The organism is Pseudomonas fluorescens NCIMB 11764 (genome assembly GCF_000293885.2).
Classification (GTDB): Bacteria; Pseudomonadota; Gammaproteobacteria; order Pseudomonadales; family Pseudomonadaceae; genus Aquipseudomonas; species Aquipseudomonas fluorescens_B.
Map to the genome: position 1 here is coordinate 5,379,392 of NZ_CP010945.1, position 22,526 is coordinate 5,401,917.

22 protein-coding genes and 2 pseudogenes are annotated in these 22,526 nt (G+C 60.6%); 17 read left to right on the top strand and 7 right to left on the bottom strand.

Annotated elements, in window-relative coordinates; genetic code table 11:
* Positions 1-7: 7 nt before the first annotated feature.
* Complete coding sequence (locus B723_RS24440; protein ID WP_017339373.1) at positions 8-1,585, bottom strand: sensor domain-containing diguanylate cyclase; 1,578 nt, start codon at positions 1,583-1,585, stop codon at positions 8-10.
* Positions 1,586-1,663: 78 nt separating this feature from the next.
* Positions 1,664-2,191: a DUF3087 family protein gene (locus tag B723_RS24445; RefSeq protein ID WP_017339374.1), complete on the bottom strand. Its 528-nt coding sequence runs from the start codon at positions 2,189-2,191 to the stop codon at positions 1,664-1,666.
* Between the two features lie 212 nt (positions 2,192-2,403).
* Between B723_RS24445 and ppnN the strand changes: the two genes are divergently transcribed.
* Positions 2,404-3,777 (top strand): nucleotide 5'-monophosphate nucleosidase PpnN, encoded by a 1,374-nt coding sequence (gene ppnN, locus B723_RS24450; RefSeq protein WP_017339375.1) that lies wholly within the window; start codon positions 2,404-2,406, stop codon positions 3,775-3,777.
* A 154-nt stretch (positions 3,778-3,931) separates the two neighbouring features.
* Here ppnN and B723_RS24455 read toward each other — a convergent pair whose 3' ends face one another.
* On the bottom strand, positions 3,932-4,195 hold the full coding sequence (locus B723_RS24455) for a DUF2790 domain-containing protein (protein WP_017339376.1): 264 nt from the start codon (positions 4,193-4,195) through the stop codon (positions 3,932-3,934).
* Between the two features lie 295 nt (positions 4,196-4,490).
* Here B723_RS24455 and B723_RS24460 point away from each other — a divergent pair, with 295 nt between their 5' ends.
* From B723_RS24460 to B723_RS24480, 6 genes and pseudogenes are all read left to right on the top strand, one after another.
* Positions 4,491-5,231: a response regulator gene (locus B723_RS24460; RefSeq protein WP_017339377.1), complete on the top strand. Its 741-nt coding sequence runs from the start codon at positions 4,491-4,493 to the stop codon at positions 5,229-5,231.
* 53 nt (positions 5,232-5,284) lie between these two features.
* Positions 5,285-5,407: pseudogene (locus tag B723_RS33160) on the top strand (hypothetical protein); the annotation flags it as partial.
* A 16-nt stretch (positions 5,408-5,423) separates the two neighbouring features.
* The gene (locus tag B723_RS24465) at positions 5,424-6,359 is read left to right on the top strand and encodes an MBL fold metallo-hydrolase (protein WP_017339378.1); all 936 of its coding nucleotides are present in this window, start codon (positions 5,424-5,426) and stop codon (positions 6,357-6,359) included.
* Positions 6,360-6,561: 202 nt separating this feature from the next.
* On the top strand, positions 6,562-6,948 hold the full coding sequence (locus B723_RS24470) for a hypothetical protein (protein ID WP_017339379.1): 387 nt from the start codon (positions 6,562-6,564) through the stop codon (positions 6,946-6,948).
* A gap of 182 nt (positions 6,949-7,130) precedes the next feature.
* Positions 7,131-7,865, top strand: a complete 735-nt coding sequence (locus tag B723_RS24475) for a substrate-binding periplasmic protein (RefSeq protein ID WP_017339380.1) — start codon at positions 7,131-7,133, stop codon at positions 7,863-7,865.
* A gap of 108 nt (positions 7,866-7,973) precedes the next feature.
* Positions 7,974-8,201, top strand: a complete 228-nt coding sequence (locus tag B723_RS24480) for a hypothetical protein (protein WP_017339381.1) — start codon at positions 7,974-7,976, stop codon at positions 8,199-8,201.
* 412 nt (positions 8,202-8,613) lie between these two features.
* Here the strand turns inward: B723_RS24480 and B723_RS24485 are convergent, their stop codons facing one another.
* From B723_RS24485 to B723_RS24495, 3 genes and pseudogenes are all read right to left on the bottom strand, one after another.
* A complete protein-coding gene (locus tag B723_RS24485) occupies positions 8,614-10,047 on the bottom strand; it encodes an FAD/NAD(P)-binding protein (RefSeq protein WP_017339382.1) in 1,434 nt (477 codons plus the stop codon).
* Between the two features lie 14 nt (positions 10,048-10,061).
* A pseudogene (locus tag B723_RS24490) lies at positions 10,062-10,301 on the bottom strand (ABC transporter ATP-binding protein); the annotation flags it as partial.
* A 170-nt stretch (positions 10,302-10,471) separates the two neighbouring features.
* Complete coding sequence (locus tag B723_RS24495; protein ID WP_017339384.1) at positions 10,472-11,035, bottom strand: helix-turn-helix domain-containing protein; 564 nt, start codon at positions 11,033-11,035, stop codon at positions 10,472-10,474.
* Positions 11,036-11,050: 15 nt separating this feature from the next.
* Here B723_RS24495 and B723_RS24500 point away from each other — a divergent pair, with 15 nt between their 5' ends.
* The 8 genes from B723_RS24500 to B723_RS24535 all read left to right on the top strand — a co-directional run bounded on the left by B723_RS24500 (position 11,051) and on the right by B723_RS24535 (position 19,197).
* Complete coding sequence (locus tag B723_RS24500; RefSeq protein ID WP_017339385.1) at positions 11,051-12,067, top strand: EamA family transporter; 1,017 nt, start codon at positions 11,051-11,053, stop codon at positions 12,065-12,067.
* A 600-nt stretch (positions 12,068-12,667) separates the two neighbouring features.
* Entirely contained in the window at positions 12,668-12,853 is a 186-nt protein-coding gene (locus tag B723_RS24505; RefSeq protein WP_017339386.1) for a hypothetical protein, read from the top strand.
* A gap of 280 nt (positions 12,854-13,133) precedes the next feature.
* Complete coding sequence (locus B723_RS24510) at positions 13,134-16,052, top strand: monovalent cation/H+ antiporter subunit A (RefSeq protein WP_017339387.1); 2,919 nt, start codon at positions 13,134-13,136, stop codon at positions 16,050-16,052.
* On the top strand, positions 16,052-16,396 hold the full coding sequence (locus B723_RS24515; RefSeq protein ID WP_003202835.1) for a Na+/H+ antiporter subunit C: 345 nt from the start codon (positions 16,052-16,054) through the stop codon (positions 16,394-16,396). Before B723_RS24510 ends, B723_RS24515 begins: the two co-directional genes overlap by 1 nt.
* Positions 16,393-18,078 (top strand): monovalent cation/H+ antiporter subunit D, encoded by a 1,686-nt coding sequence (locus tag B723_RS24520; RefSeq protein WP_017339388.1) that lies wholly within the window; start codon positions 16,393-16,395, stop codon positions 18,076-18,078. Before B723_RS24515 ends, B723_RS24520 begins: the two co-directional genes overlap by 4 nt.
* Positions 18,075-18,563: a Na+/H+ antiporter subunit E gene (locus B723_RS24525; RefSeq protein WP_017339389.1), complete on the top strand. Its 489-nt coding sequence runs from the start codon at positions 18,075-18,077 to the stop codon at positions 18,561-18,563. The genes B723_RS24520 and B723_RS24525 overlap by 4 nt, the downstream gene beginning before the upstream one ends.
* Positions 18,560-18,838 (top strand): K+/H+ antiporter subunit F, encoded by a 279-nt coding sequence (locus B723_RS24530; protein ID WP_017339390.1) that lies wholly within the window; start codon positions 18,560-18,562, stop codon positions 18,836-18,838. The genes B723_RS24525 and B723_RS24530 overlap by 4 nt, the downstream gene beginning before the upstream one ends.
* Complete coding sequence (locus B723_RS24535) at positions 18,835-19,197, top strand: Na+/H+ antiporter subunit G (RefSeq protein WP_008029177.1); 363 nt, start codon at positions 18,835-18,837, stop codon at positions 19,195-19,197. Before B723_RS24530 ends, B723_RS24535 begins: the two co-directional genes overlap by 4 nt.
* Positions 19,198-19,321: 124 nt before the next feature.
* Here the strand turns inward: B723_RS24535 and B723_RS24540 are convergent, their stop codons facing one another.
* Positions 19,322-19,759 carry a DUF3995 domain-containing protein gene (locus tag B723_RS24540; protein WP_017339391.1) on the bottom strand — a complete coding sequence of 146 codons (438 nt, stop codon included), beginning with the start codon at positions 19,757-19,759 and terminating at the stop codon, positions 19,322-19,324.
* 91 nt (positions 19,760-19,850) lie between these two features.
* Here B723_RS24540 and B723_RS24545 point away from each other — a divergent pair, with 91 nt between their 5' ends.
* Positions 19,851-20,237, top strand: coding sequence for a DUF2946 domain-containing protein (locus tag B723_RS24545; protein WP_017339392.1), 387 nt, complete (start codon positions 19,851-19,853; stop codon positions 20,235-20,237).
* 87 nt (positions 20,238-20,324) lie between these two features.
* A complete protein-coding gene (locus tag B723_RS24550) occupies positions 20,325-22,457 on the top strand; it encodes a TonB-dependent receptor (RefSeq protein ID WP_017339393.1) in 2,133 nt (710 codons plus the stop codon).
* Positions 22,458-22,526: the final 69 nt, after the last annotated feature.

The window sequence follows — 22,526 nt, forward strand, 5'->3', positions numbered from 1 at the left end:
GGCAGACTCAGTTGGCAATGACGCTCATGTTCCGGCCGCTGGCCTTGGCAACATAGAGCGCCTTGTCCGCTGCGCCAATCAGGTCGTCAGCCTGGGCTTGTGAGGTCGGATCGTAAGCGGCGACGCCCAGGCTGACCGTCACCATGCCTTCTGCGCCTTCGCTGTGGCGAATACCGGCATGCAGCACCGCGCGACGGATTTTTTCCGCCACCAGAAACGCCCCGACATAGTCGGTCCCAGGCAGCACCACCGCAAACTCTTCGCCGCCGTAGCGCGCCGCCAGATCTCCGGGGCGCTGGATATTTTCGGTGATGATCGCACTGATATTGCGCAAACACTCATCACCGGCCAAGTGGCCGTAGTGGTCGTTGAACAGCTTGAAGTGGTCGACATCAAGCATCAGCAATGCGAGGCCGGTCAGGCTGCGCTTGGCACGGCCGATTTCCGAGTGGATGAACAAATCGAACTGACGCCGGTTGGACAGCCCGGTCAACGCGTCTTCCAGGGCCAGCAGTTCCAGGCTGCGATTGACCTCGATCAGCGTTTCCTGGGCATCCAGCAACTGGCTCTGGATGCGGTTCTGCTGCTTCATCAGATTGATGAGGCGATAACCCAGCACGCCAAGAAAAACCAGCAGCAGCGCGACAATGCCGGCACTGAGCAATGACTCCTCACGCCAGCCGGCCAGCACTTCATCCCTGTCGAGCGCAGCGAAAACGATCAGCGGGTACCCTTCGACCCGGCGAAACCCCACCACCCGCACAACGCCGTCCAACATGGACTTGACCGTTGACGTGCCGGAATTGGCCATGGGCAACAACTGTTTGAACAGCGGGCTGCTGGCGAGACTGGTGCCGACCTCCGCGTCCTTGAACGGCCGACGAACGACGATGCTGGCGTCGTCGGCGATCAGGTTGATCACGCCGTTGCGGCCCATGTCGATGCTGTCGTACAGGGACAGAAAATGGCTGAGATAAATCGTCGCCAGCGCCACACCGGCAAAACGGCCGTCGGCGTGATTGATCCTGCGCGACACCGTCATGATCCATTCGCCGCTGGAACGACTTTTGATCGAAGGACCGATGTGCGGCCCACGGTCGGGATGATCGCGATGGTAGATGAAATACTCACGGTCGGCGTTGCTGGCATCCGGCAGGACCGCGCCGTTGGAATTGGCAACCCAGCGACCCTTCTCGTCATAGACGAACAGGCCGTGCAACTGGCTCAGCTCACTGCGCTGGGCACTGAGCAAGCGTTCCAGGTGAGGCAACAAGGCCGGTTCGAAGCCGTCGTTTTCCAGGCGCTCCACCAGTGTAAACAGCAGCGTATCGGCCTGCTTGATCGTCGCCTGTGCTTGTGAGGCCAGGGTCTGCGCAAGGTTGGACATCGCCACGCCCTTGTCATGCAGATGGTACTGGCGCGAATTCCAGGCTTCCCAGATCACGATGGCGATCATGGACAGGCACACCGCCAGAAGCAAAACCACCGCGGAGCGGACCTTGAGTTTTGCCCCGGCCTGTTCGGTGACCAGGGACACGCTGTGGCGGGATTGTTCGATTCGGTCTTTGACGGACGGATTGCCCATGACGCTCCCTGAATCCTGATGAGTGGCGACTGATCCCGTTCGCCTTTTTATTATCGTGACGCCTCAACAATACACCGGTTAGCGCGGCGTCTGTTTCAATGCCTCAAGCCACGCCGGGTTCAATTGCGTCTGATCGGTCTCGATGCCCAGCGCTTCCATACGGGCCTTGTGCAGGTCCATTTCGCGAATCAATTGGCTGTGATCACTGGAGTTGCCGTCCAGCTCGTGCATCTGGCTCAACCCCAGGTGATAGAAGCGCAGCAGCTTCATGGCGCCGGGATCATCCTTTTCCACCGCCGCCGTGACCTGATGCATGACGTTGGTGATGCTCATCAGGCTGCGCTTGAGCTGCCAGCCGTACACGGCGGGCGCCATCCACGCCTGATGCCAGAAGGTGCCGCGCATGAGTGCCACCATCAACAGCACCGCGACAAACACGCCACCCACGTTGAAGCGTAGATTGTCCCCCCCCGGCTCGCCGAACATCGCCACCGCCGCGGTCGACAGGACCATCGCCAGGGCCAGGAAAACCACGGCGATGATGATCGTGCTGCGGCGCGTCTGGCTTCGATAAATCTCGGGGTTTTGCGGCTGGATTTCGAACATCGCGACGGGTTTCCTCGGGAACATGGGCAAAAAGACTGCGGGGCATTATCGCCTCTGCGGGGGATTTAGCTATGCTGGGGCTCCTTTTCATCTTTTCATCGTCAAAGGGGAACGTGGCGATAGCGCGCAGTTCGTGCCATCTTCTTTTATGGATACATACTATTCGGATGTCATGCGTCCTCGGCGGGTGACATCGTTTTAAGGATCATTGAATGTCCCAACGTCAAGTAATCAACGCTTCGGTCAGCCCGAAAGGCAGCCTGGAAACCCTCTCTCAACGTGAAGTACAGCAACTGAGCGAAGCCGGATCCGGCAGCACCTACACCCTCTTCCGCCAGTGCGCCCTGGCCATCCTCAACACCGGCGCCCATGTCGATAACGCCAAGACCATCCTCGAAGCCTACAAGGACTTCGAAATCCGTATCCACCAGCAGGACCGCGGCGTGCGCCTGGAACTGCTGAACGCCCCCGCCGACGCCTTCGTTGATGGCGAAATGATCGCCAGCACCCGGGAAATGCTGTTCAGCGCCCTGCGCGACATCGTCTATACCGAGAATGAACTCGACGCCCAGCGCATCGACCTGAGCACTTCCCAGGGTATCAGCGACTACGTGTTCCACCTGCTGCGCAACGCCCGCACGCTTCGCCCCGGCGTCGAGCCGAAGATTGTGGTGTGCTGGGGTGGCCACTCGATCAACACCGAAGAATACAAATACACCAAGAAAGTCGGCCACGAACTGGGCCTGCGCAGCCTCGACATCTGCACCGGTTGCGGCCCTGGCGTGATGAAAGGTCCGATGAAAGGCGCGACCATCGCCCACGCCAAGCAGCGCATTCATGGCGGTCGTTACCTCGGCTTGACCGAACCCGGCATCATCGCCGCCGAAGCGCCGAACCCGATCGTCAATGAGCTGGTGATCCTGCCGGACATCGAAAAGCGTCTGGAAGCGTTCGTGCGCGTAGGCCACGGCATTATCATTTTCCCGGGTGGCGCGGGCACGGCCGAAGAGTTCCTGTACCTGCTCGGCATCCTGATGCACCCGGACAACAAGGGCCTGCCCTTCCCTGTCATCCTCACCGGGCCGAAACACGCGGCGCCGTATCTGGAGCAACTGGACGCGTTCGTCGGTGCCACTCTGGGTGAGGCGGCGAAACAACATTACGAGATCATCATCGACGACCCGGCTGAAGTGGCACGGCAGATGACCGCCGGTCTCAAAGCGGTGAAACAGTTCCGCCGCGAGCGCAACGACGCGTTCCATTTCAACTGGCTGCTGAAGATCGACGAAGGCTTCCAGCGCCCGTTCGATCCGACCCACGAAAACATGGCCAACCTGAAACTGAGCCGCAGCCTGCCCGCCCACGAACTGGCCGCCAACCTGCGTCGCGCGTTCTCCGGCATCGTCGCCGGCAACGTCAAGGACAAGGGCATTCGCCTGATCGAAGAGCACGGTCCGTATCAGATCCGTGGCGATGCGGCGGTGATGCAGCCGCTGGATCAACTGCTCAAAGCCTTCGTTGCCCAGCACCGGATGAAATTACCGGGTGGCGCGGCGTATGTGCCGTGTTATCGCGTGGTTGCGTAACCCGGATAGAGTGTGAGCAAGCCGATGTGGCGAGGGAGCTTGGGTCGCGAAGCGGCCCCAAAAGCTTTTGCGACTGCTTCGCAGCCGAGCGGGAGCAAGCTCCCTCGCCACAAAGGTCGGTCCACACAGGTATCAATATCCGACTTCCAGGCGATCAACCACCCTGGTTGCCGCATTCGGCAAACTTGCTGTAATCCAGCACTTTCTGCGTACCGCTGGAGTCCAGGTACGTCATCCGCGCATTGACGATCCCGCATTGGCTGCCGTCATTTTCTACCGTTGAAATAACCTTCTTGATGTCCAGATGGGTGCCAGCAGCGTGGGTCTGCGATGGGCTCTGGACATCGGCGTAGGCGGAAAACGCAGCGACGTTCAGAACGGCAAGGAAGCTGGCAGCGACGAGTTTGTTCCGGTTCATGGTGATGTCCTCAAGGTTTCAATGGGTAGTGGTGTGAGGCAAGTTGTCTTGTCTCGATGGAACCCATTCAATCGTCCCGAGGTATCTGCCATGTGTCGTAGCACCGGGCCTTTTAACGCGTAAGGTGTCATACGGGGCGCTCGATACACTTCGATACACCCGCCCCCGAAAAAAGCTGCCGTGTATACCAGTGTATCTATTACATCCTCAGATACAGTGAGATACAAAGGCCGGCAGGCAGCCGCGACGTGGCTCCCTAGAATGCGCAACGTGCGAATAAAAAGAGGGTTGAGTGATGGAACATGTGAACCACATCCTGATCGTCGACGACGATCGCGAGATCCGCGAGCTGGTCGGCAACTACCTGAAGAAAAACGGTCTGCGCACCACGGTGGTTGCCGATGGCCGGCAGATGCGCAGTTTTCTGGAAACCAATCAGGTGGACCTGATCGTGCTGGACATCATGATGCCCGGCGATGACGGCCTGCTGCTGTGCCGCGAGTTGCGCTCGGGCAAGCACAAGGCCACGCCGATCCTGATGCTCACCGCACGCAACGACGAAACCGACCGCATCCTCGGCCTCGAAATGGGTGCCGACGACTACCTGACCAAACCCTTCGCCGCCCGCGAACTGCTGGCGCGGATCAACGCGGTGCTGCGCCGCACCCGGATGCTGCCACCCAACCTGCTGATCACCGAAAGCGGTCGATTGCTGGGTTTCGGTCGCTGGCGCCTGGACACCACCGCCCGGCACCTGCTGGACGAGGACGGCACCATGGTCGCCCTCAGCGGTGCCGAATATCGACTGCTGCGCGTGTTTCTCGATCATCCGCAACGGGTGCTCAGCCGCGACCAGTTGCTGAACCTGACCCAGGGACGCGATGCCGACCTGTTCGACCGTTCCATTGATTTGCTGGTGAGCCGCCTGCGTCAGCGCCTGATGGATGACTCGCGGGAATCGACCTACATCAAAACCGTACGCAGCGAAGGCTACGTGTTTTCCTACCCGGTGGAATTGCTCGGCGCCGAGTCATGAAACTCGCCCTGCCCTGGCCCCCAACACCCATGCGGTGCGCCTGGACGAAAAAGGGCCCGACCGAGGTCGCTCATGCGGCCAAGGTGTTCAATGCCATGCAGACACGCATTGCGACCTATCTTAACGAGCGCATGCAACCGCTGGCAGCGATTTCCCATGACCTGCAAACACCGATATAGAGCGCTGTCCTTGATGATCTCACTATCCGATCTGCTGCGATTTTGCGCAGCGCTGCTGCTGGCCGCAACGCTCTGTGTCAGCCTTGACACCAGCGGCGCCATGGCCGCGGAACCGGGCGTGGCGCCACTGGAACTGGTGGTGCTCGGCTCGGGCGGACCAGGCGCCGGCGGCCGTGCCGGTGCCGGTTACGTGTTGCTGGTGGATGGCACGCCGCGAATCCTGCTGGATGCCGGACCGGGAACATTCGTGCGGCTCGGTGAAGCGAAGCTCGACATCCGCCGCCTTGACATCGTGCTGCTGACTCATTTGCACGTGGACCACGTGGCGGAACTGCCGGGCATCGTCAAGGCACGGGCCGTGGCTTCTCGTTCGGACATCACCTTTACAGTGTTCGGACCGGGTGCCGCGCAACCCTATCCTTCCACTCGTCACTACATCGACCTGATGTTCGGCAAGGACGGGGCCTTCAGCTATGTGCAGGACTTCGCCGGCACCGTGAGTTTCAACACCACTGACCTCGATCACCTCACTGCACCCAAAACCCTCCTCAGCCAGGACGGCCTGGTGATCAGCGCGGTGACCGGACACCACCGCGACGCGCCGGCGGTGATTTACCGCGTCGATTACCGGGGTAAAAGCATCACCTTCAGCGGCGATATCGATGCACAGGGCCATGCCGCGCTGACACACATCGCCAGGGGCTCCGACCTGCTGGTGTTCAACGCCCCGGTCCTCGATCCACCCGACGCCCCACCCGCGCTCTACAACCTGCACACTGCGCCCGGCGACATCGGAAAGATCAGCGCCGCAGCACAGGTGTCGAGCCTGCTGCTCAGCCATCTGTCCCGAGACATCGACGAATCCCGCGATGCGGTCACGCAGTCGATCCACCGTGCTTATCAGGGCCCGGTGCAGTTCGCCGAGGATGGTTTGCACATTCGGCCTTGAACGCAAACGGCTGGTTCAGGCAGGCATCGCGGCTTTTTCATGGGGATTTGTATCCTTGTGTATAGGAGGCCACGACAGATACGCAAAAGCTGATTTCGCCCCGTTCAGGCACACATCTGCGATACACCCGAGCGTTTAACTGTGTTCACCGGATAGCAGTCGCTACCGCCTCACTCAAACACAAGCGCACGGAGAATCAATCATGTTCAACTTCTCGAAAGTCTCGTCCCTGGCACTCGGTCTGGCACTGGTAGGCGGTCTTGGCCTGTCAAACCTGGCCTCGGCCAACACCGCGAGCACCGCGTCCCACAGCCAGGTTCAGCAACTGCTGGTGGAAGGTGGTTCGGACCGCCTGCAACAGAATCGTGTGGCTGAAGGTGGTGCTGATCGTCTGCAAGAGCTGCGTGAACGTGTGGCTGAAGGTGGCTCTGATCGCCTGATCGAAAATCGCGTCGCTGAAGGCGGTGCCGATCGTCTGCAAGAACTGCGTGAACGTGTTGCGCTGGTCAGCCCGAAGAACGCCGTACAAGGGGGTGTGGTGGTTGCGGAAAACCGCGCCGAGTTCGGTTCGAAATATCAGCGGTATTGATTACAGGTTAATCCGCAACACCCCAAGCCCGGAGACCCCGGGCTTTTTTTTGCCTCATCGTTCCCACCGGGACGAGCGATACGCATAAATCCTCAGTTCTGACGCAAAAGCCCGACGATTGCGCGGGACAGTCGCAACAGGCGCGTACTAAGATTTGCGCTTCATTTCATCAAGGACGATTCATGAAGCGCTTGGCCGGCTGTCTGCTGTCTTTCCTGACATTTACTGCGGTCGCGGCAGACCTGAACATGCTCACCGACAACCATCCGCCCCTGCATTTTCAGCAGGGCAACGCGATGGTGGGGTTTGGCGTGGATGTGGTGCAGGCGCTGGCCGACACTGCCGGCGATCAGGTGCACTTTCAACAGGTGCCGTTGCTGCGTGCCTTGCGCGTGGCGAGCACTGAGCCTGCCACCGGGGTATTCACCGTGTTGCGCACCGCCGAGCGTGACAGCCAGTATCAGTGGGTCGGCCCCTTGATGGAGGTGGAAACCGCACTGTTCTCCACGGACAGCAACCGGCAACGGGTGCGCAGTTTGCTGGAGGCCAGCCGTCAGGGTCGAATTGCCGTTCCACGGAAATGGCTGGTCTACGGCTACTTGCAGAAACAGGACCTGAGCAATCTGTACGGCGTGGAAACACCCGAACAAATGATGCGTCTGGCACGGCTGGGCCGTACCGAATTCGTGGTGGCCGACACGCTGTCCGTCACCCGCATGGCCCGTGAGGAAGGTGTACCACCCGAGCAGTTGCACTATCAGATCCCGTTGATGAAGCAAGCCACCTACATCGCCTTTTCACCACAGACCGATGCGCGCCAGATCGCGCGCTGGCAGCAGACGCTGGATGAGATGAGCCGGGACGGGCGCCTGGAAAAACTCAAGCAGCGCTGGCTGGTGGATCGCACGCCGCGCTGACGATGGATCAACGTTCTCGATAACGACTATGCGTCAGGGTGTTTTTTCATTCTGAAGCTCCAGCACTACAGTGGGCCCATCTTCTTCCCACGCTTCTGGAGTTACATCATGAAAAGCATTATCGGTCTTGGTTTCGCCCTGTCGGTTCTTGGTGCCACGTCGGCCATTGCTGCACCTCACGCTACTTTGCCAGTGGTTGCGGCGGCAGCGAAGGTGAGTCAGCCGGCTACTTTGAATGTGAATACGGTGGGTGTTGATCAAAAAGACAGCCAGGCGAGCACACTTTACGTGGCTGAAAACCGCCCTGAGTTTGGGTCGAAGTATCAGCGTTATTGATTTGCCGGTTTGTACTGCTGGAAACAGGAACCCCCGGGAAGATTTGGTCTTTCCGGGGGTTCTTTTGTTTGTTCGGGTACATATCCGTTTCTGCGGTAACGGCGCCTTATGGTCCTGCCGCCCGCAGCCATCGGCCATCCTTGGCCGGGGGCGGCCTGTCATTTGAAGCGTACGCGTTCCCCCTGTGGGAGCTAGCCTGCTAGCGATGGACGTCCAGACACCGCGTTCATCCAGACAGCACGCATTATCGTTAACGTCCATCGCTAGCAGGCTAGCTCCCACAGGGGAATTTTGTCAGGCATGACATTGGTGTTCAGCGTCGATGATCCTGACGGACTTCAGGCCGGCAGTGGGCAACCCGCGGAGCGAGGGTATGGCTAGACACCCCCGTACGCCAGGGGCGAAATGCCCGCTACCTCGACCCCGCCAGACGCAGAGCCAGAGCCTTCGCCTGACTAGCCACATCAGTCACCGCCGTACTCTCCCACCACATCCCCCGCAACGGCGGCCCCATGGCAAACAACCGACCGACAACCCGCCCATCTCCCCCCAGCACCGCGCCATCGACCGTCGCCGCAATACCCAGCGCCAGCGGCCCCGGCCGCACCAGACCGCGCGCCAGCAACTGCTGCGGCAACGGTCGCGCCACTCGCCGCCAGTCGTACTCGATGCCACTGGAATTGATCAACGCCGCCCCGCTGACAACCACCGTTTCAGCTTCACCACGACGGCGAATCCGAATGCTCACCTGATCACACGAAGAAGGCTCAAGCCCCTTGTACGAAGCCGCCTGAATCCGCAACCGCCCTTCCCCGTGCAACCGCGCCACCAACTCCGCACTCAACGGCGGCGAACGGTGGTGATGACTCTCCCACCACGGCCGCACATGCCGTACAAACTGCCGACGCTGCACGTCCGTTGCCTGATGCCACAAACGGCCGATGTGCGCCCGCACCGTATCCAGCGGCGCCTGCCAGTCGATGCCCTGCGCAATGGCATCCCGGCAATGCCGGCGCAGTTCGCGCACCAACTGTCGCGGCGTGCGAATGCTGTGATCCTCGGCCAGAAAATCCGCCCAGGCCGGCGGTTGCCGACGCACATGCGGCAGCAGCCCATGCCGGGAAAACACTTCGATCGGCCCGCGATGCCCGGCCTGTTCCAGCGACACCACGGCATCGACCATGGTCAGGCCCGATCCAATGATCAGCACCGTCGATTGCGGGTCGAGCTGACGCATGGCCGCGACATCCCAGGGATCGAGTGCCGCAGCGTTCAAACCGCTGGATTCTGTCTGCGGCGTACGAGCAGCAGGGAACATTCCCGTGGCCAGCACCGCATACCCACCCTGCAACCGCTGGCCGTCGCTCAAGCTCAGCCGCACCGAATCGTCCAGCGCTTGCAGGTCAACCACCTCGGCCCGTACATGTTCGACGGTCGAGCCATTCAAGGCGCCCACCGCTTGCGCCTCGGCCAGGCGCTGCTGCACGTACAAACCGAAAATCCCCCGTGGCGGAAACAGTTCGCTGACCGGCACATGCTGCTCATCGGACTCCGGCCAGCCTCCGGCCACGATGTACTCGGTCAGCCACTGAGTCAGGTCATCGGCATTGTCCGGGTCGACACTCATGCGCGCCGCGTTGCCGTTGAGCGTATGGCCCAACTCGACCGCGCTGTACGCCTCGCCCCGGCCGAGTTCAGCGCGGGGCTCGATCACCAACAACGAGCGCTTGCCGGGCAAACGCAACAACTGCGCCGCGAGCATCGCGCCACTGAGGCCGCCGCCGATGATCAGGATGTCTGCGTGGCGGATGACGTCGGTCGTCTGTCCGCTTCGGGTTTCAGTCATGGCGTTCTCAATGTTCAGTGTTTACCTGGATAGAAGTCATGCAGATCGCCCCGCGCCAGCAACGCTTCGCGGCTGCCGGACAACACCACCCGGCCGGTATCGAGGACATAGTCCTGTGACGCGCACTTGAGCGCCACATTAATGTTTTGCTCGGCAATCAGAAAGCTCACCTGCTCGTCGCGATTGAGCTGGGCGACGATCTCGAAAATCTCCTGGACGATAATAGGCGCCAATCCCATGGAAGGTTCATCAAGCCCAAGAGGTTGTCATGGGCCGACTCCAGAATTCTGGTGAGTGGCACCGGAGCTTTCCGCAGGAGTCATATCTGAAAGTAATTACGTTTAATTTCAGCAGGATGATGAGTTATTCGAGAAATCCGCGCAGCTTCAAACCAGCAATATGTCCATCCTTGATCGGCGAACAGTTAGATCACCACGTTTCTCACGAATCGTGCAGCCACCGGCCCATCGTTGCGATAGGCGTGCGGCTGGTTGCTGGCAAACATATAGAACTCACCAGCGGAAATGTTGTGGGGCGTATCGCCGAGCATCAGGGTCAGGCAGCCTTCAAAGACATAAATCTGCTCGCTCCAGCCATCGGCATCCGGTTGCGACGGGTAAATCTCGCCCGGTTGCAGGCACCATTCCCATTGTTCCACTTCGCGGGTGGCGGTGGCTTTGGACAGCAACACGGCCTTGCTGCCGGGAATCGTCCCCGCCCAGGCCACTTCGTTGATGCGGCTCGGGTCGCGGGCATCCGGGGCCTGGATCAGGTCGCTGAACGCGACGTCGAGCGCTTCGGCTACGCGGTCGAGGGTGGTCAGGCTGACGTTCTTCTCGCCGGCCTCGATGGCCACCAGCATGCGGCGACTGACCCCGGACTTTGCCGCCAGCGCAGTCTGGCTCATGTCGGCCGCGTGGCGCAGGCGCCGAACGTTCAGGCTGACGTGCTGAAGGACCGAAGCCCGTTGCGTTGAATCTTTGTGCACTATATTGCTCACTCGATGGGGTTGGGCAGTATACTGCGCAACATTCGGCGCATTGTGCGTCGCCCTCAGGTAGCGCGCAAGGTCATGACGTCGTTGAACTCCTCCCCGGCTTCTTCCCGATTCTCCCGGTTCAGCAAGGCCGAGTGCGTGCTGGTGCTGATTACCATGGTCTGGGGCGGCACCTTTTTGCTGGTGCAGCACGCCATGACCGTCAGCGGCCCGATGTTCTTCGTCGGCCTGCGCTTTGCGGCGGCGGCGATTATCGTCTCGTTGTTTTCCTGGCGTCATCTGCGGGAACTGACCCTGTTCGAACTCAAGGCCGGCGCCTTTATCGGTGTGGCGATCATGCTGGGTTATGGCTTGCAGACGGTCGGGTTGCAGAGCATCCCCAGCAGCCAGTCGGCCTTCATTACCGCGTTGTATGTGCCCTTCGTGCCGTTGCTGCAATGGCTGGTGCTGGGACGGCGTCCGGGGTTGATGCCGAGCATCGGCATCATGCTGGCGTTTACCGGGCTGATGCTGTTGTCGGGACCGGCCGGCGCGTCGTTCAACTTCAGCCCTGGTGAAATCGCCACGTCGATCAGCGCCATTGCGATTGCCGCTGAAATTATCCTGATCAGCACTTACGCCGGCCAGGTCGATGTGCGGCGGGTCACGGTGGTGCAACTGGCGACCACGTCGGTGTTGGCATTTTTGATGGTGGTGCCGACCCAGGAAGTCATTCCCGACTTCTCATGGTTCCTGCTGTGCAGCGCCCTCGGCCTGGGTGCGGCGAGTGCGGCGATTCAGGTGGCGATGAACTGGGCGCAGAAAAGCGTTTCGCCGACGCGGGCGACGTTGATTTATGCCGGTGAGCCTGTGTGGGCCGGGATTGTCGGTCGGATCGCCGGGGAGCGGTTGCCGGCGATTGCGTTGCTGGGGGCTGGGTTGATTGTCGCGGCGGTGATTGTGAGTGAGTTGAAGACCAAGGGTAAGGATCGTGAGGCAATTGAGGGGGAGCTGGAAAGCGAGCCTGTCGATTCAAATAAATGAAAATCTCGATCGACGTTCAAGCCTCCAACTCCCGACACACACCTATTCTGAATTTACTGTCACGGGTGTAAGGACCACCAACCAGTAACTCCGTATAAGCACCAGAAACCACCAATTGATTGGTCTTGGTTGTTTTGCCTAGCGCCCCCTGCACAGTATCGAGAGATGAGAGGTCTTTCCTGGACCGAGAGGCAGGCGGCTCGCACGCAGAAATGGACACATGACGGTATTTTTATGCCGGCAGACTTGCAGGCTATGCTCGAATTATCCGGTCATTACCGTTTTAAACGTCTGCACCTCTTTCAAAACTTACATTCCCGGAGAGAATAGCCTCGGGCGAACAACGACTGGTTTTGTTTATAATCTGGAGCGCTCCAAGGCTGAGGTCATGCGGCGCTGCGTGTGGTCGTTGGCAGTAAAGACATTACATACGATTTTGGACGATATGGTAAAACCTGGGGAACCTTTGATAGCGAAGGTGAGGTTGTTTTGCAGCCTGCGTCGTGCCCGACGCCTTAGTAGACTCAGCCATTAAAGATGTTCCATATCTTCAAGTTATGGGAACTTTATGCTGCAGCTTCCCCTCGGGACATTTGCCACATGAACAAATCCATTTTCATCGAGAACGCCGGTAATGACTGCGCCGTCAGGCAACGTGAGTTCATACGCTTAGTTGGGAATCGGCTCTTCCCTGTCATTGAGCAATTGAAACTCGACAAACGTCTTTTCTTGCAGAAGTTTGCGAAAAACACTGCTGGCACCGCTGGAGCCGGCATTACCGACTAACGTGTCTGGAGAACCCACTATCGTCTCGGAGCGCGAGAAAATTCAGCGCCAGCGGGATTTTCGATCATTTGACGGCCCGATCAAGGCTTGAGATCCCATCGATTTAAAGATCGTCTTCGCGAGCAAGTCAAAGGGGCCAGACTCGCTGAACACATCCCTCTGAAACAATGTGAACCAGGCCTTTTCCATCTACCGTGTAGGATTCTGCGACAGCTTGCCGTTTGGCGATCCGGGGAGTGGCACGTATGATGCTTCACAAACTTCCGCAGATTAGAAGCCTATGTCCCTGATAGTTCTACTGCTTCTGCCTTTTATCGGCAGCTGTGTTGCGGCTTTGCTGCCGCACAACGCGCGTAACACCGAATCGCTGTTGGCGGGTCTGGTTGCCTTGATCGGCACCATTCAGGTCGCTCTCCTGTATCCGCAGATCGCCCATGGCGGCGTCATTCGCGAAGAATTTTTCTGGTTGCCCAGCCTTGGCCTGAACTTCGTTCTGCGCATGGACGGGTTTGCCTGGCTGTTCTCGATGCTGGTGCTGGGCATCGGCACGCTGGTGTCGCTGTACGCCCGTTACTACATGTCGCCGGACGATCCGGTGCCACGGTTCTTCGCGTTTTTCCTGGCGTTCATGGGCGCCATGCTCGGGCTGGTGATTTCCGGCAACCTGATCCAGATCGTGTTTTTCTGGGAGCTCACCAGCCTCTTTTCTTTCCTGTTGATCGGCTACTGGCACCACCGCGCCGATGCGCGACGCGGCGCCTACATGGCGCTGATGGTCACGGGTGCGGGCGGCTTGTGCTTACTGGCGGGGGTCATGCTGCTTGGCCATGTGGTCGGCAGCTATGACCTGGACAAGGTCCTGGCCGCCGGCGATCTGATTCGCGCACATGCCCTCTACCCCATTTTGTTACCCCTGATTCTGATCGGCGCCCTGAGCAAAAGCGCGCAGTTTCCCTTCCATTTCTGGCTGCCCCACGCGATGGCGGCGCCGACTCCGGTCTCGGCGTATTTGCACTCGGCGACCATGGTCAAGGCCGGGGTATTTCTGTTGGCGCGCCTTTGGCCATCACTTTCCGGCAGTGAAGAATGGTTCTACATCGTCAGCGGCGCCGGCGCGTGTACCTTGTTGCTCGGCGCGTATTGCGCGATGTTCCAGAACGACCTCAAGGGTCTGCTCGCCTACTCGACCATCAGCCACCTCGGCCTGATCACCCTGCTGCTGGGCCTGAACAGTCCGCTGGCTGCCGTCGCCGCCGTGTTCCATATTCTCAACCACGCCACCTTCAAGGCCTCGCTGTTCATGGCCGCCGGGATCATCGACCACGAAAGCGGCACCCGCGACATTCGCAAACTCAGCGGTCTGATCAAGCTGATTCCGTTCACCGCCACCCTCGCGATGGTCGCCAGCGCCTCCATGGCCGGTGTGCCGCTGCTCAACGGCTTCCTGTCGAAAGAGATGTTCTTCGCCGAAACCGTGTTCATCAATGCGACCGCCTGGGTCGAGATGACCCTGCCGATCGTCGCGACTATCGCCGGCACGTTCAGCGTCGCTTACTCACTGCGCTTCACGGTCGACGTGTTTTTCGGTCCGACCGCCACCGACCTGCCGCACACCCCGCACGAGCCGCCACGCTGGATGCGCGCGCCGGTGGAGTTGCTGGTGTTCACCTGCCTGATCGTGGGGATTTTCCCGGCCCAAGTGGTCGGCTCGTTACTGGCCGCCGCGGCCCTGCCCGTCGTCGGTGGCACGCTGCCGGAGTACAGCCTGGCGATCTGGCACGGCTGGAACGCGCCGATGATCATGAGCCTGATCGCCATGTCCGGCGGCATCGTGCTGTACCTGCTGCTGCGCAATCAGCTCAAGCGCGGACGCTTCAAATACCCACCGATCATTGGCCTGTTCAACGGCAAGCGCCTGTTCGAGCGCAGCCTGGTGATCATGATGCGCCTGGCCCGTCGCCTGGAGCGGCGGATCAGCACCAAGCGCCTGCAAACCCAGCTGTTCCTGATGGTGCTCGCCGCCGTGCTGGCCGGGCTGATTCCGATGCTCCACAGCAGCCTGAGCTGGGGTGACCGGCCGAAGATTCCAGGCTCGATCGTGTTCGTGACGTTGTGGCTGCTGGCGATTGCCTGTGCGCTGGGTGCGGCGTGGCAAGCCAAGTATCACCGGCTCGCGGCCCTGACCATGGTCAGTGTCTGCGGCTTGATGACGTGCATCACGTTTGTCTGGTTCTCCGCACCGGACCTGGCGCTGACGCAACTGGTGGTAGAGGTGGTGACCACGGTGCTGATCCTGCTGGGCCTGCGCTGGTTGCCGCGACGGATCGAAGAGGTCTCGCCGCTGCCAAGCACCCTGCGCAAGGCGCGCATCCGGCGTCTGCGCGACTTGCTACTGTCGATTGCCGTCGGTGGCGGCATGGCGCTGCTGTCGTACGCCATGCTGACGCGCCAGACGCCCAATGATATTTCCTCGTTCTACCTGAGCCGCGCCCTGCCGGAAGGCGGCGGCAGCAACGTGGTCAACGTGATGCTGGTGGACTTCCGCGGCTTCGACACCCTCGGCGAAATCACCGTGCTGGTGGCCGTGGCGTTGACCGTGTTCGCCCTGCTGCGACGCTTCCGCCCACCAAAAGAAAGCCTGCAACTGCCCGCTCAACAGCGTTTGCTCGCGCCGGACGTGGTCACCGATCTGGTCAACCCGCGTCACGCCAGCGACACCGCGCTGGGTTTCATGATGGTGCCGGCGGTGCTGGTGCGCCTGCTGCTGCCGATCGCGTTCGTGGTGTCGATCTACCTGTTCATGCGCGGGCACAACCAGCCGGGCGGCGGTTTTGTCGCGGGGCTGGTGATGTCGGTGGCGTTCATTCTGCAATACATGGTCGCCGGCACGCAGTGGGTCGAGGCACAAATGAGCCTGCGACCGCTGCGCTGGATGGGCACGGGCCTGTTGTTCGCCACGGTCACCGGGCTCGGGGCGATGGCGGTCGGTTACCCGTTCCTGACCACCCACACCTGGCATTTCGAACTGCCGCTGCTTGGTGACATTCACATCGCCAGCGCGCTGTTCTTCGACATTGGCGTGTATTCGGTGGTGGTCGGCTCGACGCTGTTGATCCTCACCGCCCTCGCCCACCAATCGGTACGCGGCCACAAAACCGCGGCCCTACCCAGATCCGTCGCCACGAAAGGAGCCGTCTGATGGAAGAAGTCATCGCAATCGCCATCGGCGTGCTGGCCGCGTCCGGCGTCTGGCTGGTGCTGCGGCCACGGACATTCCAGGTGGTCATGGGCCTGTGCCTGCTGTCCTATGGCGTCAACCTGTTCATCTTCAGCATGGGCAGTCTGTTCATCGGCAAGGAGCCGATCATCAAGGACGGTGTGCCCCAGGATCTGTTGCATTACACCGACCCGCTGCCGCAAGCGCTGGTGCTGACCGCCATCGTGATCAGTTTCGCCATGACAGCCCTGTTTCTTGTGGTGCTGCTGGCTTCGCGCGGTCTCACCGGCACCGACCACGTGGATGGCCGGGAGCCTAAAGAATGAATGCGATGACACACCTGATCGCCGCACCGATTCTGCTGCCGCTGCTGACCGCCGCCGTCATGCTGATGCTGGGCGAGAAACATCGCCCGCTGAAGGCCAAAATCAACTTGTTCTCCAGCCTGCTCGGCCTCGGGATCTCCGTGCTGTTGCTGCAATGGACGCAAACCACCGGCGTGCCCGGTTCCATCGGGGTATACCTGCCGGGCAACTGGCAAGCGCCGTTCGGTATCGTACTGGTGGTCGATCGTTTGTCCGCGCTGATGCTGGTGCTGACCGGAATCATCGGCGTCAGTGCCCTGCTGTTCGCCATGGCCCGCTGGGACGGCGCCGGTTCGAGTTTCCACGCGCTGTTCCAGATTCAGATGATGGGCCTGTATGGCGCATTCCTGACGGCGGACCTGTTCAACCTGTTCGTGTTTTTCGAGGTGCTGCTGGCGGCCTCCTACGGCCTGATGCTCCACGGTTCGGGTCGGGCACGGGTGTCATCGGGGCTGCATTACATCTCGATCAACCTGCTGGCCTCGTCGCTGTTCCTGATTGGCGCGGCGTTGATCTACGGCGTCACCGGCACCCTGAACATGGCCGACCTGGCCCTGAAAATTCCGTTGGTGCCGGAAGCCGATCGCGGCCTGTTGCATGCCGGCGCGGCGATTCTTGCGGTGGCGTTCCTGGCCAAGGCCGGCATGTGGCCGCTGAATTTCTGGCTGGTGCCGGCCTATTCCTCGGCCAGCGCACCGGTGGCGGCGATGTTCGCGATCATGACCAAAGTCGGCGTCTACACCTTGCTGCGCCTGTGGACCTTGCTGTTCTCCGGTCAGGCCGGCGCTTCGGCGTACTTTGGCGGCGACTGGCTGATCTACGGCGGCATGGCGACCATCGTCTGCGCGGCGGTGGCGATCCTCGCCGCGCAACGGCTGGAGCGCATGGCCAGCCTGAGCATTCTGGTGTCGGCGGGTATTCTGCTGTCGGCCATCGGTTTCGCCCAGCCGAACCTGATCGGCGCGGCGCTGTTCTATCTGGTCAGCTCGACCCTGGCGTTAAGCGCGTTGTTCCTGCTGGCCGAGTTGATCGAGCGTTCGCGTTCGGCCAATGAAATGCCGCTGTTCGATGACGGCGACCTGATCGCCCGGCCGCTGGAGTCCCTGCAACCGCCCAAAGGCATCAACCTCGACGACGAACAGAAAGCCGTGGTCGGTCAGGTGATTCCCTGGACCATGGCGTTTCTCGGTTTGAGCTTCATCGCTTGCGCGTTGTTGATCATCGGCATGCCGCCGTTGTCCGGGTTCATCGGCAAACTGGGCTTGCTCAGTGCGTTGCTCAACCCGCTGGGCTTGGGCAACGGGACAGATGAACCGGTGTCGAACGCCGCGTGGGGCTTGCTGGCATTGCTGATTCTCTCCGGGCTGGCGTCGCTGATTGCCTTTTCGCGTTTGGGTATCCAGCGCTTCTGGACGCCTGAGGAACGCCCCTCGCCGTTGCTGCGACGGTTCGAATGCGTGCCAATTATCGCGCTGTTGGGCCTGAGCATCCTGCTGACCTTCAAGGCCGAGCCCCTATTGCGCTACACCCAGGCCGCCGCTCAAACCTTGAACAATCCGCAGCAGTACGTGATGGCGGTGCTCGGCACCCGGGCGGTCCCGAGTCCGGAAGCCAAAGGTGCAGTCGCGGAGGTGCAACCATGAAACGCCTGTTTCCTGCGCCGTGGCTGTCGCTTGCGCTGTGGTTGTTGTGGCTGCTGCTGAACCTGTCGATGAGCCCCGGCAATCTGCTGCTGGGCGCCGTACTCGGGTTTTGTGCGCCGTTGATGATGCGCAAGTTGCGGCCACTGCCAATCCGCATTCGGCGTCCCGGCGTGATCCTGCGTTTGTTCTTCATCGTCGGACGTGACGTGCTGGTGTCCAACCTTGCCGTGGCCTGGAGCGTTTTGAACGCTGCTCGGCGCCCGCCGCGCTCAAGGTTCATCAAAGTGCCGATGGATTTGCGCGACGCCAACGGCCTGGCTGCACTGGCGATGATCTGCACCGTGGTGCCCGGCACGGTCTGGTCGGAACTGGCGCTGGATCGCAGCATTCTGTTGCTGCACGTCTTCGATCTGGATGACGAAGCGCTGTTCATCCAGCACTTCAAGGCGACCTACGAGCGCCCCTTGATGGAGATCTTCGAATGAGCCCGATACTGTCGAATGCGGTTCTGCTGAGCCTTTTCTTTTTTTCGCTGGCGATGGTTCTGACGCTGATCCGCCTGTTCAAGGGGCCATCGGCCCAGGACCGGGTTCTGGCGCTGGATTACCTGTACATCGTCGCGATGCTGATGATGCTGACGCTGGGCATTCGTTATGCCAGTGACACGTACTTCGAAGCGGCGCTGCTGATCGCGCTGTTTGGCTTTGTCGGCTCGTTTGCCCTGGCAAAATTCCTGCTGCGTGGCGAGGTGATCGAATGAACGCAGAACTGTCTCTGTGGGTGGAAATCCCGGTGGCGATCCTGCTGGTGCTCAGCAGTGTTTTCGCATTGATCGGCGCGATCGGGCTGGTGCGGATGAAGGATTACTTCCAACGCATGCACCCGCCGGCACTGGCCTCGACATTGGGTGCGTGGTGCGTGGCGCTGGGATCGATCATCTACTTTTCCGCGCTCAAGTCCGGGCCGGTGTTGCATGCCTGGCTGATCCCGATTCTGTTGGCGATTACCGTACCGGTCACGACGTTGCTACTGGCGCGGGCAGCGTTGTTCCGCAAGCGTATGGCGGGGGATGATGTGCCGGCTGAGGTGAGTAGCCGGCGGACCGAGAGCGGAAGTTAGGTTTAGAGATTTGTGTTGATTGGCAGGCCTCATCGCTAGCAGGCCAGCCCCACATTGGGATCTTCAGCGTTTACACGATCCCAGTGGGAGCGGGCTTGCCCGCGAAGGCGTCAGTCGAGGCAACTCATACCCAGGCAACGGCCAACAATCCCGCCCCCAACATCACACACAACGGCGAATAGACCCACGTGTCCAGCCGGGCAAATTTCGAGTCTTTGACGTCTTTGAAAAAGCCCACCAGGTTCGAATCGCCGATCGCCCGGGCGAACATCAGCATCGCGATGGCGCTGATCACCCATTGCAGCGACTGATGGGTCACCGCCGGCATCCACCAGCCGACCCGCAAACACACCAGCGCAGCGATCAGCAGCAATCCGAAAGCCACCAGCAACGTCAGCCACCCCGAAGGCTTGAACGCGGGCCGCGATCTCGCGCCGTTCTCCCCCGGCACCTGCGGCACCGCCGCCACGGCAGCCCACTGGCCACCCAGCGCCCAGTAGACATGTATCAGGCTGATCACCGCGAAGATGGTCACCAGCCATTGAGCCAACACAAACGTCATGTCGAGGATCCTTGAAAGGCATTTAACAGAATCATCCTAGTCGGCATTTTTAGAAGTGCGCGGATGATCAACGGTGATAAAGTGCCGCCCCATGAAACTCGCCCGGACCGATCGCTCACTCATTGCCTGGATGCTGTATTGCTGCGTCCTGTTCAATGTGTTCGCCTGCAGCATCGGTCACGGGCAAATGGTCGGGATGCAGCTCAACGGCCTCGGCGGCCAGTTCTGTACGGTCGATCCGGCCACCCAGGCCCCGGTCGCCTCGAACACCTCCGAAGACAAACTGCCGACCCTCTCGAAGGCCTTCGGTTGCCCATTATGCTCCACCGGTGGCATGGGCCCGGCGCTCAATTCCAGCCTGACCCTGGCGATCCTCCCGGAACAACACAGCCCGCCCCTGGCGGTCGTGGCCAACGCTGACCTCCCCGCTCGCTACACCTGGCCTTCGGCCAACCCCCGCGCCCCGCCGCTCGCCTGAATTCCTTCGCCTTTCAATCAGCTCACTTCGCCAACGCGAGGCGTTCGCCTGTGCGCTGTTTCCTAGTCAAGTCTTCAGGATTCATCGATGAAAACCATCTCTTTGCTGGCCAGCCTGTGCGGCTGCCTGTCCGTTAACACCTGGGCACAGGCCACGGTGGACCTCGCACCGATCACCATTGACGGCCAAGTCACAGCCGAGCCGGGCCTGAGCCTGGATCAATCCAGCGGCATGGCCTCACACCTTGGGCTGAGCGTGCGTGACACCCCGGCCTCGGTGGCGATCGCCAACCGCAACGACATCGAACGTCACGGTGCACAGAATTTCCAGGACGCCGCCAACACCCTGCCCGGCGTCAATGCCAGCGCGCCGCCGGGGTTCGGCGGGTTCGTTTCCTATCGCGGTTTCACCAGCAGCCAGATCACCCAGATGTTCAATGGCGTCAACGTCTCCGGTGGCCTTGCCCGGCCCGTGGATGCGTGGATCTATGACCGGGTGGAGCTGGTGGGCGGCCCGTCATCGCTGATCAATGGCGCCGGCTCGGTAGGAGGTTCGCTGAACTACGTGACCAGACTGGCGACCCGTGAAGAGCAAGCAGTCGAAGGTCGGGTCAGCTACGGCACTTACGACACCACCGAAACCGCATTCGGCCTCAACCATGCCCTCAGTGAAGCCGGTGCGGACGTGCAGCATTACGCCCGGCTCGACGTCAGCCACAACACCGGCAATGGCTACATCGATCGGCAGGAACGCGATGCGTGGAGCGTGGCGTTTTCGCTGCTCAGTGACCTGACGCCGAACCTGTTCCACACCCTGGCCCTGGAGTATCAGGATGAACACGAAGACAGCCCTTACTGGGGTACGCCGGTGCTCAACCCCAAGGCCGGTGAACTGAAGATCGACAAACACAACCGCTTCAACAACTACAACGTCGAGGATGGACGCTACGAACAACGCACGATCTGGGTGCGCTCGATCATCGACTACCGGATCAACGACAGTACCACCCTGCGCAACACCCTTTACCATCTCGACAGTCAGCGTGACTACCGCAACCTGGAAACCTACCAGTACAGCGCTGACAACCGGGCGGTGAATCGCTCCACGGCGTATCAGGTCCGGCATCAGGGCGAGCAGAACGGCAACCAGTTCGAACTGCGTCACGACAACACGCTGTTTGGCCTCGATACGACCTGGTCCGGCGGCTTCGAGTACAAGGTCAACCAGACCACCAACTCACCGCTGAACGTCAAAGGCGCCAGCACGGTCGATCCGAACAACTTTCAGCCCGGGCACTTCTACGACATTCCGGGCACTCGACCGGGCTTTGTCAGCGACAAGACCAACGAAGTCACCACCCGGGCACTGTTCGTCGAGAACCGCCTGGCACTGACCGACAAGCTGTCGTTGCTGACCGGCCTGCGTTACGACGACATAGACCTGGACGTGACCAACCACCGGCAGGTGACCGCCAGCAATCCACGTCATCTCAGACGCAGTTGGGAACCGCTGACCGGCCGCGCCGGCCTGACCTGGCAATTCATCCCTGACGCCAACGTCTATGTGCAATACAGCACCGCCGCTGAACAGCCCAATGGCACGCAGGATTTTGATGTCTCCACCGGCAAGCAATGGGAGGTCGGCAGCAAATTCGATTATCTGGGTGGTCGCGGTTCGGCGACAGTGGCGGCTTACACGATCGAGCGCAAAGACTTCGCAGTCACTGATCCGCTGGACCCGACCCTGAGCATTCCCGTGGGTCAGCAGACATCCAAGGGAATCGAACTGGCGAGTTCGCTGCGGATCACCGACAAGCTGTTGGCCGAAGGTAACTTTGCCTGGGTTGACGCTCAGTACGACGCGTTCACCGAGAAGAATGCAGCGGGTGTGGTGGTGTCACGCAAGGGCAACACGCCGACCAACGTGCCGGACCGGGTCGGCAATCTGTGGCTGACCTATGACTTCGCGCCGCAATGGCAAGGTGGTGTCGATGCGCGATATGTGGCGTCGGTGTTTGCCGATAGCGCCAACACGATGACCGTGCCGTCTTACACGCTGTACGGCACGTTTCTCAGCTACAAGGTCGATCGGCACACCACCGTTACCGGCCGGGTGCGCAACCTGACCAATGAGGTGTATGCCGAGTTTGCACATGTGTCGCCGGCGTATTACCTGGGGACGCCGCGCACCTTCGAACTGGCTGTGCAGACCCGGTTTTAGTCGTAGCACCGGCTCCCTGTAGGCGCTGCCGCAGGCTGCGATCTTTTGATCCTGCCGTAACAAGCAAAA